Source organism: Comamonas sp. MYb396 (assembly GCF_037479555.1).
Lineage (GTDB): Bacteria > Pseudomonadota > Gammaproteobacteria > Burkholderiales > Burkholderiaceae_C > Comamonas.
Genome location: NZ_JBBGYU010000007.1, coordinates 266405 through 282722 on the forward strand (window position 1 = coordinate 266405; position 16318 = coordinate 282722).

Consider the following 16318-nt stretch of genomic DNA (forward strand, 5'->3'; position numbering starts at 1 on the left):
AGCTCCGTGAATACAACATTACAACGCTGGCTGGCGGGCGCCGGCTGGGCCGCGCTGGGCCTGTCGGCCCATGCCACAAGCATCACATCGGTGTCACCGCAGGGCGAGGTGGCCCGGGTCCGGCAAATAGTCGTCAAGTTCGATGCGGCCGTGGTGCCGATGGGCGATCTGCGTGCAACAGCGCCCGTCAAGCTGGACTGCGACAACAAACAGGCCCAGAGCCAGGGGACGGGACGCTGGACGGGCCCCCGGGAATGGGTGTTTGACCTGGCCGATGACCTGCCGCCCGGTGTGCGCTGCACGGTCGAAAAGGTCGCCAACCTCAAGGATGCCGCTGGCGAGCCGGTCAAGGGCGCGGCCCAGTACCGCTTTGCCACCGGAGGGCCGTCGGTGACGCGCGTGGTGCCCAGCAGCTACCAGCCGCTCGACAGCCGCCAGTTCTTTGGCCTGCAGTTCAATGCCGATGTCGTGACCAGCTCGGTGCAGGACAGCACCTGGTGCACGGTCAAGGGCATTGGGGAGCGCATTCCAGTGCGCATCCTCTCCGCCTCGGAGTCCGATGACTTCATGCAAAGCCAGTTTGGCCGCGATAGCTTGCAGCAGCGGCCGCGCCGCCATGTGGCCTTGCAATGCCAGCGCGCCTTGCCCGAGGGTGCGCAGATGAGCCTGGTGGTGGGCGCGGGGGTGAGCACCGACAACGGCGTCAAGCAGAGCCGCGAACGCCGCTTTGACTACCAGGTACGCCCGCCGTTCACGGCCGAGTTCAGCTGCGAGCGCGCCAATGCGCAGGCCGGCTGCCTGCCGATCCGCCCGCTCAACCTGCTCTTTAGCGCTTCGGTGGACCGCAAGCTCGCAGAAGGCATCTTCCTGGAGACCTCCAAGGGTAAGGTCAAGGCCAGCTTCCCCGATGACGGCGAAGAGGGCGAGGTCAACCGCCTGCAGTTTGCGCCGCCTTTTGGTGAGAAGGAGACGATGCGCATCGTGCTGCCCCAGGGCTTCAAGGACGAATCGGACCGGCCGCTGGCCAATGCCAATCTGTTCCCGCTGCAGGTACAAAGCGGCCTGATGCCGCCGCTGGCCAAGTTTGCCGCCTCGCCGTTTGGCGTGGTCGAGCGCTTTGCCGAAGGCGACAAGGGCCCGGCGATGTTCCCGGTGACCCTGCGCAATGTCGAGCAGGACCTGCAGATCCAGGGCTTGTCGATCGAGGACAAGGGCACTGTCTCGACCCTGCAGCTGCAAAGCGATGCCGACATCATCCGCTGGTACCGCAAGCTCCAGCGCTATGACAACTGGCAGGTCAGCCGCAAGCAGGCGGCGCAGGACAGCAAGATCCCGCTGCCCAATGTGCTGCCCGATGGCGACAAGAACTATGTCGAGACCCGCATGCTCTCGCTGCTCGAAGGCCAGGCGACCAGCAAGAAGCTGGCGCTGCCCAAGACCGACAGCAAGGACCCGCGCCCCTTCGAGGTGGTGGGCATTCCGCTGGAGACCGGTTTCCATGTGGTCGAAATCGCCTCGCCGATGCTGGGCGACGCACTGCTCAACACCGACTACGACAGCGCCCGCCGCGTGATGTTTGTGCGCAGCTCGGCGCTGGTGACCAACCTGGGCGTGCACTTCAAGCTGGGGCGTGAAAACGCGATGGCCTGGGTGACCAGCCTGGACAAGGGTAAGCCGGTGGCCAATGCCCAGGTACGCATCTCTACCTGCGACGGCAAGACGCTGGTGCAGGGCACGACCGACAAGGACGGCGTGGCCCGTTTTGACAAGCTCGACACCCAGGCGCAGGTGCGCTGCGAGGCGGGCGCCAACAGCGACACCAGCGCTGCCTACTTTGTGAGCGCGCGCGCCACGGTGGACGGCAAGCAGGACATGGCCTTTGTCTGGAGCGACTGGCAGCGCGGCATCGAGAGCTGGCGCTTCAACCTCGAGACCGACAGCAGCCCCGTGCAGGATGTGGTCGCCCACACGGTGCTGGACCGCAGCCTGCTGCGCGCTGGCGAGACGGTGTCGATGAAGCACCTGATCCGCAGCCAGACCATGGGCGGCCTGGGCCTGCCCGGCAAGGAGCAGTTGCCCAACCAGGTGGTCATCACCCATGTGGGCAGCAATGACGAGTTTGAGCTGCCCATCAGCTGGGAGCGCCCGGGCCAGGGCCTGTCGGCCGTGTCCGAGTTCAAGATTCCCAAAGCCGCCAAGCTGGGCACCTACCGCATCACGCTCAAGGGCGGCAAGGGCAAATGGGGCTCGATGGAGATGCAGACCGGCTCGTTCCGGGTGGAAGAGTACCGCCTGCCGGTGTTCAAGGGCAGCGTGACGCCGGACCAGCCTGCGCCCATCGTGCAGCCGGGCAAGCTGGGCGCCCAGGTGCAGTTGTCCTACCTCTCGGGCGGCGCAGCGGCCAAGGAGGCCGTCAAGGTCTCAGCCGCGATCCAGTCGCATGCGGTGAGCTTTGAGGACTACGACAGCTTCTCGTTTGGCCGGCCCTATCTGAGCCGCAAGCTGCCCGGCGCGGGCAACGATGGCGAGGACTACAGCAACGACCGCCGCGTGATTGCCGACAAGCTGGCGCTGACCCTGGATGCCAATGGCGTGGGCAAGGCCGAGATCGAGCAGGTGCCCAGCTCCGTGGCGCCGCAGGATCTGCTGCTGGAGGCGAGTTTTTCCGATCCGAATGGTGAGGTGCAGACCATCAGCCACCACAGCGTGATCTGGCCCGCCTCGGTGGTCGCCGGCATCAAGGCCGAGAACTGGGCCTCCACCGACAAGAAGCTGAGCTTCCAGGCGCTGTCGCTGACGCCGTCGGGCAAGCCCGTCTCCGGCGTCAAGCTGCAGGTGCGCGCGGTGGCGCGTGTGGTCACCTCCACGCGCAAGCGCATGGTGGGCGGCTTCTACAGCTACGAGAACCATGAGAGCTACAAGGACCTGGGCGTGGTCTGCAGCGGCAAGAGCGATGCCAAGGGCCTGCTCGATTGCAGCACCCAGCTGAGCGAAGGCGGCGAGACCGAGCTGATCGCCGAGGCGACGGATGACAAGAGCCGCAGCTCCAAGGCTGCGACCTCGGTCTGGGTGACCAAGCAGGGCGAGCTCTGGTTTGGCGGTGAAGACACCGACCGCATGGACCTGCTGCCGGAGAAGAAATCCTACAAGGTGGGCGACACCGCGCGCTTCCAGGTGCGCATGCCGTTCCGCGAGGCGACGGCGCTGGTGACGGTGGAGCGCGAAGGCGTGCTCTCCAGCCAGGTGATCACCCTGCGCGGCGATGACCCCACGGTCCACCTGAAGGTGCAAGAGGGCTGGGGCCCGAATGTCTATGTCAGCGTGATGGCGCTGCGCGGTCGCCTGCGCGAAGTGCCCTGGTACAGCTTCTTCACCTGGGGCTTCAAGTCGCCGCGTGAGTGGTGGACCTCGTTCTGGTACGAGGGCAAAGAGTATGTGGCGCCCACCGCGCTGGTGGACCTGTCCAAGCCCGCCTACCGCCTGGGCGCGGCCGAGATACGCGTCGGCATTGCCGACCGCCAGCTGGCCGTGACCGTCAAGAGTGACAAGGAAAGCTACCGCATTCGCAATACCGCCAAGGTGACCATCGAAGCCAAGCTGCCCAATGGCAAGCCGGCTGCGGGCGCGGCCGTGTCGGTGGCGGCCGTGGACCAGGCCTTGCTGGAGCTCAAGAGCAATGACACCTGGGCACTGCTCGAAGCCATGTACCAAAAGCGTTCCTGGGGCGTGGAGACCTCCACCGCCCAGATGGAAATCATTGGCCGGCGCCACTACGGCCGCAAGGCCGTGGCGGCAGGCGGTGGTGGTGGCAATGGCCAGACCCGCGAGCTGCTCGACACCCTGCTGCTATGGCAGCCCAATGTGGTGCTGGATGCGAACGGCCGCGCCGAGGTCGATGTGCCGCTCAACGATGCGCTGACCAGCTTCAAGATCGTGGCCGTGGCCGAGAGCGGGCTGGAGCTGTTTGGCACCGGCACGACGCAGATCCGCACCACGCAGGAGCTGCAGATCATCAGCGGCCTGCCGCCGCTGGTGCGCGATGGCGACCGCTATGACGCCCAGGTCACCCTGCGCAACACCACCAGCAAGCCCATGCAGGTGCTGGTGACCCCCAAGGCGACCTTGCTGCAGCTCGAGCCGCAGACGGTGGAAGTGGCCGCGAACGAGGCCCGCACTGTGAGCTGGAGCGTGACGGCGCCTGCCGACATGTCGCAAAGCCGCCAGGGCGAGCTGCTCTGGGAGATCAGCGCCAAAGACAAGCAGGGCGATGCCGCCGATGCGCTCAAGGTCAGCCAGCGTGTGGTGCCTGCTGTTGCGGTGGAGACCCTGCAGGCCACCCTGGTGCAGCTCGATGGCAGCCTGGATATGCCGGTGAGCGCACCGGCCGATGCCTTGCCCGGCCGTGGTGGCCTGAAGCTGTCGCTGGTGCCGCGCCTGGCAGAAGGCCTGCCCGGTGTGCGTGACTGGTGGCGTGCCTACCCTTACGCCTGCCTGGAGCAGACCACGAGCAAATCCATCGGCATGCAGGATGCAGCGCTGTGGAAGAGCACGATGGAGCGCCTGCCCACCTACCTGGATGGCGATGGCCTGGCCAACTACTTCCCGCCGCAAGCGGGAAGCAGCAACACCGGCAGCGATGCGCTGACCGCCCACCTGCTGCAGGCCGCTTTCGAGATGAAGCGCATCGACCCGGCCTTTGCTATTCCCCCTGCGCCGCTGGGCCGCATGCAGGACGCGCTGGCGCGCTTCATCGATGGCCGCATCGAGCGCAAGTTCTGGAGCCCACGCTCCGACCTGGAAGTGCGCAAGCTCGCCGCTATCAACGCCTTGGCGCTGTATGGCAAGGCGCAGCCGCGCATGCTGACCAGCATCCAGATTGCGCCCAATGACTGGCCCACCCAGACCGTGGTGGACTGGCTGTCCATCCTGGGCCACATGAAGGATGTGCCCAACCGCAGCAAGCTGCTCGAAGAGGCCAACCAGATCCTGCGCGCACGCCTGAGTTACCAGGGCACCAAGGTGCTGTTCGCCAACGAGAACAACGACTACTGGTGGTGGCTGATGCAAAACGGCGACACCACCTTGGCGCGTTTCCTGCTGGTGGTGATGGACGACCCGGCCTGGAAGGACGACATGCCGCGCCTGGCCAGTAGCTTCATCAGCCGCCAGAAGAGCGGTGCCTGGACGACGACCACGGCCAACCTCTGGGGCGCGCTGGCGCTGGAGCGCTTCTCGCGCACCTATGAGTCGACCCCGGTGACCGGCACCACCGAGGCCAGCATGGCCGGCAAGTCCGGCACCGTGGACTGGAGCCGCGTGACCAAGGCGCAGGATGCGATCGAGCTGCTGGCGCAAGGCGGCAAGCGCACGCCTGGCCCGACCGAGCAGGTCGCGCAGTGGCTGAACAACACCATTGACCTGCCTTGGGCCGCTGGCAACCAGAGCCTCAAGGTGCAGCAAAAGGGCAGCGGCAAGCCCTGGCTGACGGTGCAGTCGCAGGCGGCCGTGCCGCTCAAGCAGCCGCTGTCGGCCGGCTACACCATCAGCAAGACCGTGGTGGCGGTGGAGCAGGCCAACAAGAACCTGCCCGCCGGCCAGTACACCCGGGGCGATGTGCTGCGCGTGACCCTGGAGGTGAATGCCAGCGCCAACATGACCTGGGTGGCGATCACCGATCCGATCCCGGGCGGCGCCACCATCCTGGGCAGCGGCCTGGGCCGGGACTCGGCGCTGTCCACCGCCGGCGAGAAATCGACCGGCTGGGGCTGGAAGGCGTTCGAGGAGCGCTCCTTCGAAAGCTACCGCGCCTACTACGGCTACCTGCCACAGGGCAAGCTCAGCCTGCAGTACAGCTACCGCGTCAACAACACCGGTGAGTTTGCGCTGCCATCGACCCGCGTCGAAGCGCTGTATGCGCCCGAGATGTTCGGCATGGCACCCAACCCCAAGGTGACGGTTGTGCCCGTGGCGCCATGAGGCTGCGCGCTATAACCTGCTGGCGGCTGCTGGCCCTGGCCTGCCTGCTGCAGGCGCCGCTGGCCCAGGCCGTGCCCAGCTTTGGCGAGGTGCGGCAGGACTTCAGCTCGTCGGAGACGCGGGTGCTGTCGCGCGAAGGCGAGCTGCTGCAGCGGGTGCGCACCGACAGCACGGTGCGCCGGGGTGACTGGGTGGCGCTGGGCGATGTATCGGCCGCGCTGCGCACCGCCATGCTGCTGAGCGAGGACAAGCGCTTTTACGAGCACAGTGGCGTGGACTGGGCGGCCGTCACATCGGCTGCCTGGGGCAACCTCTGGAACCAGCGCACACGCGGGGCCAGCACCATCAGCATGCAGCTGGCCGGCCTGCTTGACGGCGACTGGCGGCGCAGCAATGGTGGCCGCTCGGTGGTGCAAAAGGTGGGCCAGACGGTGGCCGCCCAGGTGCTGGATAGGCGCTGGCAGAAGACCCAGATCCTGGAGGCCTACCTGAACCTGGTGCCATTCCGGGGCGAGCTGGTGGGCATTGATGCGCTGTCGCGCACCCTGTTTGACAAGGCCCCCCATGGCCTTGACGACCGCGAGGCCGCCGTAGCCGCTGCGCTGGTGCGCGCGCCCAATGCGCGGCCCGGCCAGGTGGGCCAGCGCGCCTGCGGTGTGCTCAAGGAGATGCGGCGCGATCCCAAGCTGGACTGCGAAGCGATTGTGTTCTTCACCGAGATCGCGCTGAAAAAGCGCGCCTTTGATGCCAGCGAAGGCATTGCGCCGCACTTCAGCCGCATTGCGCTGCGCGAGGCACGGCAAGGCGCGGATGGCAAAACCCAGCAGGCGGCCATGGCCAGCCTGCGCACCACCTTGAGCGCGCCGCTGCAGCGCTATGCGGTCGATATGCTGGGCCAGCACCTGCAGGCCTTGCAGGGCAGCAATGTGCAGGACGGCGCGGTGCTGGTGCTGGACAACGCCAGCGGCGAGGTGCTGGCCTGGGTGGGGTCCTCCGGCGCACTGAGCCAGGCACATGCGGTCGATGCGGTGCTGGCGCCGCGCCAGCCGGGCTCGACCTTGAAGCCCTTTCTCTATGGCCAGGCAATTGCCGAGCACAAGCTGACGGCTGCGTCCTTGATCGAGGATTCGCCCGCGCGCATTCCGACGGCCAGCGGCCTCTATATTCCGCAGAACTACGACCGCAGCTTCAAAGGCTGGGTGTCGGTGCGCACGGCGCTGGGCGCCTCGCTCAATGTGCCAGCGGTGCGCACCCTGGTGATGGTGGGCGTGGACGATTTCTTTGACCAGCTGGTGCGCCTAGGCATGCCGATGCGCGAGAGCGGCAGCTATTTTGGCTACAGCCTGGCGCTGGGCAGCCCTGATATTCCGCTGGTGCAGCTGACCAATGCCTACCGCGCACTGGCCAATGGCGGGCGCTACAGCCCGGTGGCCTATGCGCGCGGCGGCAAGCCGCAGTTCCGCCAGGCCATGGATGCGGGTGCCGCCTATGTGGTGGGCGATATGCTGGCCGATGGCAATGCCCGCGTGCGCACCTTTGGCCTCGATAGCGTGCTGGGCACGCGCAGCTGGGCGGCGGTGAAAACCGGCACCAGCAAGGACATGCGCGACAACTGGGCCGTCGGCTGGTCAGACCGCTACACGGTGGGCGTCTGGGTCGGCAATGCCAGCGGCGAGGCCATGCATTCGGTCAGCGGCACCAGCGGCGCGGCACCCGTCTGGGCCAGCATCATGGGCTTTTTGCACCAGGGCCAGCCCAGCCGTGCGCCCAAGCCGCCGGCCGGTTTGCAGGCGCAATGGGTGGATTTTGGCCCGGCGCCTGCTGGGCAATCGGGTGCCGGCTTTGCGCTGGAGGCGCGGCGTGAGGAGTGGTTCCTGGCCGGCACCGCGCAGCCGCGCTTTGCGCTCGATGGCCAGGCGACCGGGGTCGATGAGATGGTGGGCGGCCGCAGCTTTGCCGGGCGATCGGCCGACGGCACTGGCTCGGCAGCACCGCCTGCGGTGCGCATTCTGGCCCCGGCCAACGGCACGATTGTCGCGGTGGACCCGGACATTCCACCCGAGCGACAGCGCCTGCAGTTTGTCGCCGATTCGGCCGCTGCGCGCTGGCGCATCGATGGCAAGGATGTTGCGCGCGGCGCGCGCTGGGCCTGGCTGCCCTGGCCGGGCCGCCACCAGGTGGAGCTGGTCAATGCGCAGGGCAAAGTGCTGGACAGCATCCGCCTGGAAGTGCGCGGCGCAGGCGTCAAACAGGCCAAGCGCTAAAAGATGCGGCAGCCCGCGCAAGCGGACTGCCGCAACACGGACTGAGGTGCTTAGTCGACGACGACGGCCGTGCCGCTGGCCGACACCATCAGCATGCCGTTGTCCTTGCCCAGCACTTCATAGTCCAGATCGATGCCGACGACGGCATTGGCGCCCAGCGCCTTGGCGCGCTCCTGCAGCTCATTGAGTGCAATGTCTCTGGCCTTTTGCAGCTCTTTCTCGTAGGTGCCCGAGCGGCCGCCAACAATGTCGCGTATGCCGGCAAACCAGTCCTTGAAAAAGTTGGCGCCCAAAATGGCCTCGCCGTTGACGATGCCGCAGTAGCGGCTGATGCGCTTGCCTTCAATGCTGGGGGTGGTGGTGACAATCATGGTGTGGCTCCAGCGGTATCAGTTGGCGAGCGCACGCAGCAGCTTTTGGCCGGCGCGGCCATCGGCCTTCATGCCCAGGCGGTTTTGCTCGGCCTTGATGGCTTCGCGCGTCTTGGCGCCAATCATTCCATCGGGCTCGCCAATCGCATAGCCCCGGGTCAGCAGCGCCTGCTGCAGCTCCTTGTTCTGCGCGCGCGACAGGCCCAGGTCGTCGGTGGGCCAGGGGGTGACAAAGCTGATCTGGCTCTGCTGGCTGTCGGCCACCAAGTTGGACAGCTGCGCAATGGCCAGGCCATAGTTTTCCGAGGCGTTGTAGCTGTAGAGCGCATCAAAATTGCGTCCTACCAGAAAGGCGGGGCCGCCGGCGGCGGGAATCATCAGGCCGGCCGATGGCAGCGAATCGGGCAGCGGATCGCCATTGGCCAGGGTGACGCCGGCCGAACGCCAGAAATCCAGCGGCTTCTTGTTCTTGCGGCCGGCATCGGCGGTGCTGAAACCGCTGGGCAGCTTGACCTCAAAGCCCCAGGGTTGGCCCGGGCGGTAGCCGGCGTTCTTCAGGAACATGGCGGTGGAGGCCAGCGCATCGGGCACGCTGTCGACGATGTCGCGGCGGCCATCGCCGTCAAAGTCCACGGCGCTGCGGAAAAAGGTCGAGGGCATGAACTGGGTCTGGCCAAAGGCGCCCGCCCAGGAGCCTACCAGCTTGGACTCGGCAATATGGCCTTCTTGCAGAATGCGCAGCGCGCTGGCGAACTCGCCCCGGAAATAGGCCTGGCGGCGGCCAAAGCAGGACAGGGTGCCCAGCGACTGCACCAGCGAGCGCCCGCCCAGGTTCTGGCCGAAGTTGCTCTCCACGCCCCAGACGCCGATGACGATCTGCGGGGCAACGCCCGTGCTCTGTTCGATCTTGTCCAGGGTGTCCTTCCACTTGGCATAGGCGGCGCGGCCCTCGGCCACGCGCTGCTCGTCGACCAGCACGGCGATGTAGTCCCAGACGGGCATCGTGAACTCGGGCTGGCGGTTGAGGAGCGGCAGCACCGTGGCATCGGGCTGGAGCTGGGCGGTGTACTGGCTGAAGGTGGCCGGCGTGATCGCGGCAAAGGCCTTGCTGCTGCGCAGCTCGCTCAAACAGGACTGGAACTCGGCCTGGCTCAGATTCGGCGGCTCTTGCGGTGCGCTGGTCTGGGCAAATACGGCGCAGGCGGCAAGGCCCAGGCTGACGGCGGTGGCGAGCTGGTGCATCGCAGGGTGGGGGCGGCGGAACATCATCCAGGCAATATACCTGCTTGCCATGGCCGCAGCCCTGGTAAACCCGCAAGGCGCGACCATTGCTTACGTTTTTGCGGGCCAGAAAGATGCGGGTTAACCCAAAAATATATGCGCTGCACCATAGCGCCTATCGCTGGCTTGTTATGGCTGGCGCCGCGCGGCACACTACGCTTGTACACAGTTTTGCAGACCGGCGCGGCAATGCGCGACCGAGCCCCACCATGAGCCCCATGACCGCCCCACAAGCCATCCGTTTCTACCACCAAGGCCGTATCACCGAAGTTGAAGGCCTGGCCCCCACGCGCAGTGTGCTGGACTGGCTGCGCGAGGACGCGCGCTGCACCGGCACCAAGGAGGGCTGCAACGAAGGCGATTGCGGCGCCTGCACGGTGATGCTCGCTGAGCTGGCCGAGCCGGGTGATCCGCAGGCCGTGCAAGGCCTCAAGCTGCAGACCGTCAATGCCTGCATCCAGCTGCTGCCCAGCCTGCATGGCAAGGCGCTCTTTACGGTGGAAGACATGAAGACCAGCTGCCGCCCCAAGGAGGCTGGCGAGGCTTGCAGCGGACTGCACCCGGTGCAGCAGGCCATGGTGGACTGCCATGGCTCGCAATGCGGCTTTTGCACGCCCGGTTTTGTCATGTCGCTGTGGTCCGTGTATGAGCGGCAGCAGGCGCAGCAAGGCGCGGCGCCCACGCGCCAGCAGCTGGCCGATGCGCTCTCTGGCAACCTCTGCCGCTGCACCGGCTACCGGCCGATTCTGGATGCCGGCCAGCAGATGCTGGACCTGCCCGCCCGCCAGCTGGATGCGGCGCCCGTGGTGACGGCCCTGCAGGCGCTGCGCAGCGATGCCGACTGGAGCTATGCCTACCGCCCCAGTGGCGGCCAGCCCCAGCATTTCCACGCGCCGGCCAGCGTTGAGAGCCTGGCCCAGCTGCGCGCCGCGCTGCCCGATGCCCGCCTGATCGGCGGCACCACCGATGTGGCCTTGTGGATCAACAAGCAGTTCCGGCCGCTGGGCGATTTGATTGCCGTGGGGCGCGTGGCGGAGCTGCGCCGCATCGAAGAGTGCGATGGCATGCTTTGCATTGGTGCAGGTGCTTCGCTCGAATCTGCCTGGGCCGCGCTGGCCCAGCGCTTTCCGACGCTCACCGAGGTCTGGCTGCGCTTTGCATCGCCGCCCGTGCGCCATGCCGGCACCATGGGCGGCAATGTGGCCAATGGCTCGCCGATTGGCGATGCCCCGCCGGTGCTGATGGCACTGGATGCCGAGATCGAGCTGCGCCTGGGCGAGCGCCTGCGCCGCATGCCGCTGACCGATTTTTATGTGGACTACATGAAGAACCAGCTGGAGCCCGGCGAGTGGGTGCAGGGCCTGCGCCTGCCGCTGGCGGTGCAGGCGCGCCAGGTGCGGGCCTACAAGATCAGCAAGCGCTTTGACTGCGACATCTCGGCGCTGTGCGCGGGCTTTTCGCTGCAGCTGGATGCCCAGGGCCAGGTGGAGACCGTGCGCCTGGCCTTTGGCGGCATGGCGGCCACGGTGCGGCGCGCCGCCAAGGCAGAAGCTGCGCTGCTGGGCCAGGCCTGGACGGCCCAGGCCGTGCAGCGCGCCCAGGCCGCGCTGGCCGAGGATTTTCAACCAATGACCGATATGCGGGCGAGCGCCGCCTACCGCCTCAAGGTGGCGCAGAACCTGCTGCAGCGCCTGTGGCTGGAGACCCGGGCCGATGCCCCCTTGCCAGCCGATGCCACCACCGTCTGGGCCGCGATGCCGCATTTAATCAGCAGCGCCCAGGCCCCGCAGGCCGCAGCCACCGGAGCCTGATATGAACACCTCGATCCCCAAGCATGTGTTGGCAGGCGCCGAAGCCTTTGCCGATTACCGTGACAACCAGAAGGCGCGCATCGATGTGGCGCAGGAAGCGCGGGCTCGCCAGCAGGGCCACCAGGTTGGCATCAGCCGCAGCCACGAGTCTGCCGCCTGGCATGTGGCCGGTGAGGCCGCCTATATCGACGATATGCCCGAGCTGGCCGGAAGCCTGCATTGCGCGCTGGGCCTGTCGCCGGTGGCCCATGGTCGCCTGCTGTCCATGGATGTGGACGCGCTGCGCGCCCAGCCCGGTGTGGTGGCGGTGCTGACGGCGGCCGATATTCCCGGTGTCAATGACTGCGGCTCCATCATCCATGACGACCCCATCCTCTGTGATGGCGAGATCCGCTACCTGGGCCAGCCGATGTTTGCGGTGCTGGCCCGCGACCGGCAAACCGCGCGGCGCGTGGCGGCCATGGCGCGCAAGCTGGTCACGGTGGAGGAGGCCGAGCCAGTGCTGACGCCGCAGCAGGCCCATGCGCTGGGCCAGTATGTGATGCCGCCGATGCAACTGGTGCGCGAGACCGATGCCGGCGGCGCCCCCCAGGCCATTGCCCAGGCCCCGCACCGCCTGCAGGGCAGCTGGGAAGTGGGCGGCCAGGAGCAGTTCTACCTCGAAGGCCAGATCAGCTACGCCATCCCCAAGGAGGGTGGCGCGATGCATGTGTTCTGCTCGACCCAGCACCCCAGCGAGATGCAGCACCTGGTCGCGCATGCGCTGGGCGTGCAGTCGCATGCGGTGCATGTGGAATGCCGGCGCATGGGTGGCGGCTTTGGTGGCAAGGAATCGCAATCGGCGCTGTTTGCCTGCGTGGCAGCGGTGGCGGCGCGCAAGCTGGGCCGGCCCGTCAAGCTGCGGCTGGACCGCGACGATGACTTCATGATCACCGGCCGGCGCCATTGCTTCTGGTACGAGTACGACATTGGCTATGACGATGCCGGCCGCATTCTGGGCGCCGAGGTGACCATGGTCTCGCGCGCCGGGCATTCGGCCGATCTGTCGGCGCCGGTGATGACCCGTGCGCTCTGCCATTTCGACAATGCCTACTGGCTGCCCAATGTGCGCATGCGCGGCTTCATGGGCAAGACCAACACGCAGAGCAATACCGCGTTTCGCGGCTTTGGCGGGCCGCAGGGCGCGATCGTGATGGAGAACATCATGGACTCGATCGCGCGGCAGCTGGGCAAGGATGCGCTCGATGTGCGCCGCGCCAACTTCTATGCCAAGGACAGTGGGCAGTGCACGCCCTATGGCCAGGAGGTGGACGATAACATCATCGACGAACTGGTGGCGCAGCTGGAGGCGCGCAGCGACTACCGGGCGCGGCGCGCGCAGGTCGATGCCTTCAATGCCACGAGCCCCGTGCTCAAACGCGGCCTGGCGCTGACCCCGGTCAAGTTCGGCATCTCCTTCAACGTCAAGCACTTCAACCAGGCGGGTGCACTGGTCCATGTCTACAACGATGGCTCGATCCTCGTCAACCACGGTGGCACCGAGATGGGCCAGGGTCTGAACACCAAGGTGGCCCAGGTGGTGGCGCATGAGCTGGGCGTGGCCTTTGAGCGCGTGCGGGTGACGGCCACTGACACGACCAAGGTGGCCAACACCTCGGCGACAGCGGCATCGACCGGCACCGACCTGAACGGCAAGGCCGCGCAGGATGCGGCGCGCCAGATCCGCGAGCGCCTGGCCGCCTGCCTGGCAGCCCAGCATGGGGCCGATCCGGCATCGGTGCGCTTTGTCAATGACGAGGTGCACTGCGCGGGCCAGAGCCTGCGTTTTGAGGCCCTGGTCAAACAGGCCTATCTGGAGCGGGTGCAGCTGTGGTCCGATGGCTTTTATGCGACGCCTGGCCTGTCCTGGGATGCGGCAGCGATGCGCGGCCGGCCCTTCTTCTACTTTGCCTACGGCGCGGCCGTCAGCGAGGTGGTGGTGGACACCTTGACCGGCGAGAGCAAGCTGCTGCGCGCCGATGTGATCCATGATGTGGGCCAGTCGCTGAACCCGGCCGTGGACATTGGCCAGGTCGAGGGCGCGTTCATCCAGGGCATGGGCTGGCTCACGATGGAGCAGCTGGTCTGGCACCCCAAGACCGGCGCCTTGATGACCCATGCCCCCAGCACCTACAAGATCCCGACCGCCAACGACTGCCCGCCCGTGCTGAATGTGCAGCTGTTTGACGGCGCCAACCCGCACGAGACCATCCACCGCAGCAAGGCGGTGGGCGAGCCGCCGCTGCTGCTGCCGTTCTCGGTGCTGTTTGCGATACGCGATGCGGTGGCCGCCACCGGCGAGCCCGGTTGCTGCCCGCCGCTGCGGGCACCGGCCACGGCCGAGGCGGTGCTCGACGCCATCGCGGCCGTGCAGACAGGGCTTTGACGCTGCGAGCCGGCAGCCTGCGCGGGCAGCTGCGATACTCGCCGCCTTCGATAGAAATCAGCTTCCCATTAACGATGCATAACCACGAGGAGCAGCCATGAGCGCGCTGGACAAATATTTCAAGCTGGGAGAGCACGGCACAACGGTGCGGACCGAGGTGCTGGCGGGGATCACCACCTTTTTGACGATGGCCTACATCATGTTCGTCAACCCCTCCATCCTGGGGGATGCGGGCATGCCCAAGGGCTCGGTGTTTGTCGCCACCTGCCTGATTGCGGCGCTGGGCTCGGTGCTGATGGGCCTGTATGCGAACTACCCGATTGCGATTGCGCCGGGCATGGGGCTGAACGCCTACTTTGCCTATGTGGTGGTGCTGGGCATGGGCTACACCTGGCAGGCGGCGCTGGGGGCGGTCTTTGTCTCGGGGTGCCTGTTCTTGCTGGTGACCATCTTCCGCATACGCGACCAGATCATCAATGGCATACCGGCTTCGATCCGCGTGGCCATCACCGTCGGTATCGGGCTCTTTCTGGCGCTGATTGCGCTCAAGAGTGCCGGCGTGGTGGTCGAATCCAAGGCCACCTTGGTAACCTTGGGTGATCTGCATTCGCCATCGGTGATCCTGTTCACGCTGGGCTTTTTCCTGATCGTGGTGCTCGACCGCCTGCGGGTGCCCGGCGCCATCCTGATCGGCATTCTGGCCGTCACCGTGGCCTCCTTCATCTTTGGCGGCAACCAATTCCAGGGTGTGTTCTCGGCGCCGCCGTCGATTGCGCCGACCTTCCTGCAGCTCGATATCAAGACCGCGCTGTCCAGTGGTTTTCTGAATGTGGTGCTGGTGTTCTTTCTGGTCGAGCTGTTTGATGCCACCGGTACTCTGATGGGCGTGGCCAAGCGTGCCGGCCTTCTGGTGCCCGGCAAGATGGAGCGCTTTCACCGCTCGCTGCTGGCCGACAGCGGCGCGATCTTTGCCGGCTCGCTGCTGGGTACCTCCAGCGCGACGGCCTATGTCGAGAGCGCCTCGGGCGTGCAGGCCGGTGGCCGCACGGGCCTGACGGCTGTCACGGTGGCGGTGCTGTTCCTGGCCTGCTTGTTCATTGCGCCTTTGGCTGGCTCGGTGCCCGCTTATGCCACTGCACCCGCGCTGCTGTTTGTCGCCTGCCTGATGCTCAAGGAGCTGACTGAGGTGGACTGGGCCGATACCACCGAGGCCATTCCCGCCGCCATCACTGCCGTGATGATGCCCTTTACCTACTCGATCGCCAACGGCCTGGCCTTTGGCTTTATCTCCTACGCGGCCATCAAGCTGTTCACCGGCCGCGCCCGCGATGTGCATTGGATGGTCTGGATCATTGCGGCGCTGTTCCTGTTCAAGTTCGCCTATATCGGCGGGCATTGAACCTCGCCTGTCGGATGCTACCTGACTGACAGCTGCGCAGCAGACCCCTAGAATTTGCCAAAGTGCCCTGACCCCGGTCGAGGCCCTTTGGCTTTTTTCATACCCGCAAAGGATTTATCAGATGCAGCTCAGCAGCCACAGCTTTCAAGACGGCCAGGCCATTCCTGGCGAGTTCGCTTTTGCCGTGCCCGATGCGGCAGCCCATGTCTTGCTGTCGTCCAACCGCAATCCGCACCTGGCCTGGCGCGATGTGCCCGCGGGCACCCAGTCCTTTGTCATCGTCTGCCATGACCCGGATGTGCCCAGCCGGGGCGATGATGTGAACCAGGAAGGCCGCACGGTGCCAGCTGATCTGCCCCGGGTCGATTTCTACCACTGGCTGCTGCTGGACATTCCAGTGGGCACCACCGAGATCGCCGCCGGTGCACAGTGCGATGGCATCACCGCCCATGGCAAGCCCGGCCCGGCTGCGCCCCAGGGCCTGCGCCATGGCATCAACGACTACACCGGCTGGTTTGCCGCCGATGCGCAGATGCAAGGCGAGTACTACGGCTACGACGGCCCCTGCCCACCCTGGAACGACAGCCTGGTGCACCACTATGTGTTCACGGTCTATGCACTGGCCACGCCCGGCTTGTCAGTCGACGGTGCACTGACGGGTGCCAATGTGCGCGCCGCGCTGGCCCAGGCCCCGGTGCTGGGCCAGGCCAGTATCACCGGCTTGTACAGCCTGAACCCTGCGGTCCCTGCTGTTTAACAACAGGGATGCGATGAACGGGGCTCCTCAGGGA

Annotated in this window: 8 protein-coding genes; 6 read left to right on the forward strand and 2 right to left on the reverse strand. The window is 66.3% G+C overall.

The genetic code is table 11. From position 1 onward, the window contains the following. Positions 1-6 precede the first annotated feature (6 nt). Together WH265_RS17510 and pbpC are read left to right on the forward strand one after the other, a co-directional pair. Positions 7-5976, forward strand: a complete 5970-nt coding sequence (locus tag WH265_RS17510; RefSeq protein ID WP_339559105.1) for an alpha-2-macroglobulin family protein — start codon at positions 7-9, stop codon at positions 5974-5976. Next, positions 5973-8240: a penicillin-binding protein 1C gene (pbpC, locus tag WH265_RS17515; RefSeq protein WP_339559106.1), complete on the forward strand. Its 2268-nt coding sequence runs from the start codon at positions 5973-5975 to the stop codon at positions 8238-8240. Before WH265_RS17510 ends, pbpC begins: the two co-directional genes overlap by 4 nt. Positions 8241-8290: 50 nt before the next feature. Here pbpC and WH265_RS17520 read toward each other — a convergent pair whose 3' ends face one another. Then, positions 8291-8611 carry a heavy metal-binding domain-containing protein gene (locus WH265_RS17520; protein ID WP_182343220.1) on the reverse strand — a complete coding sequence of 107 codons (321 nt, stop codon included), beginning with the start codon at positions 8609-8611 and terminating at the stop codon, positions 8291-8293. Between the two features lie 18 nt (positions 8612-8629). Continuing rightward, entirely contained in the window at positions 8630-9853 is a 1224-nt protein-coding gene (locus tag WH265_RS17525) for a lytic murein transglycosylase (RefSeq protein ID WP_445228548.1), read from the reverse strand. A gap of 248 nt (positions 9854-10101) precedes the next feature. Between WH265_RS17525 and xdhA the strand changes: the two genes are divergently transcribed. The 4 genes from xdhA (at position 10102) to WH265_RS17545 (ending at position 16284) form a co-directional block, all read left to right on the forward strand. Beyond that, entirely contained in the window at positions 10102-11703 is a 1602-nt protein-coding gene (gene xdhA, locus WH265_RS17530) for a xanthine dehydrogenase small subunit (protein WP_339559108.1), read from the forward strand. Position 11704: 1 nt separating this feature from the next. Then, positions 11705-14128, forward strand: coding sequence for a xanthine dehydrogenase molybdopterin binding subunit (gene xdhB / locus WH265_RS17535; RefSeq protein WP_339559109.1), 2424 nt, complete (start codon positions 11705-11707; stop codon positions 14126-14128). Between the two features lie 97 nt (positions 14129-14225). Next, a complete protein-coding gene (locus WH265_RS17540) occupies positions 14226-15527 on the forward strand; it encodes an NCS2 family permease (RefSeq protein WP_339559110.1) in 1302 nt (433 codons plus the stop codon). A gap of 121 nt (positions 15528-15648) precedes the next feature. After that, entirely contained in the window at positions 15649-16284 is a 636-nt protein-coding gene (locus WH265_RS17545) for a YbhB/YbcL family Raf kinase inhibitor-like protein (protein WP_339559111.1), read from the forward strand. The last annotated feature ends 34 nt before the right edge of the window (positions 16285-16318 follow it).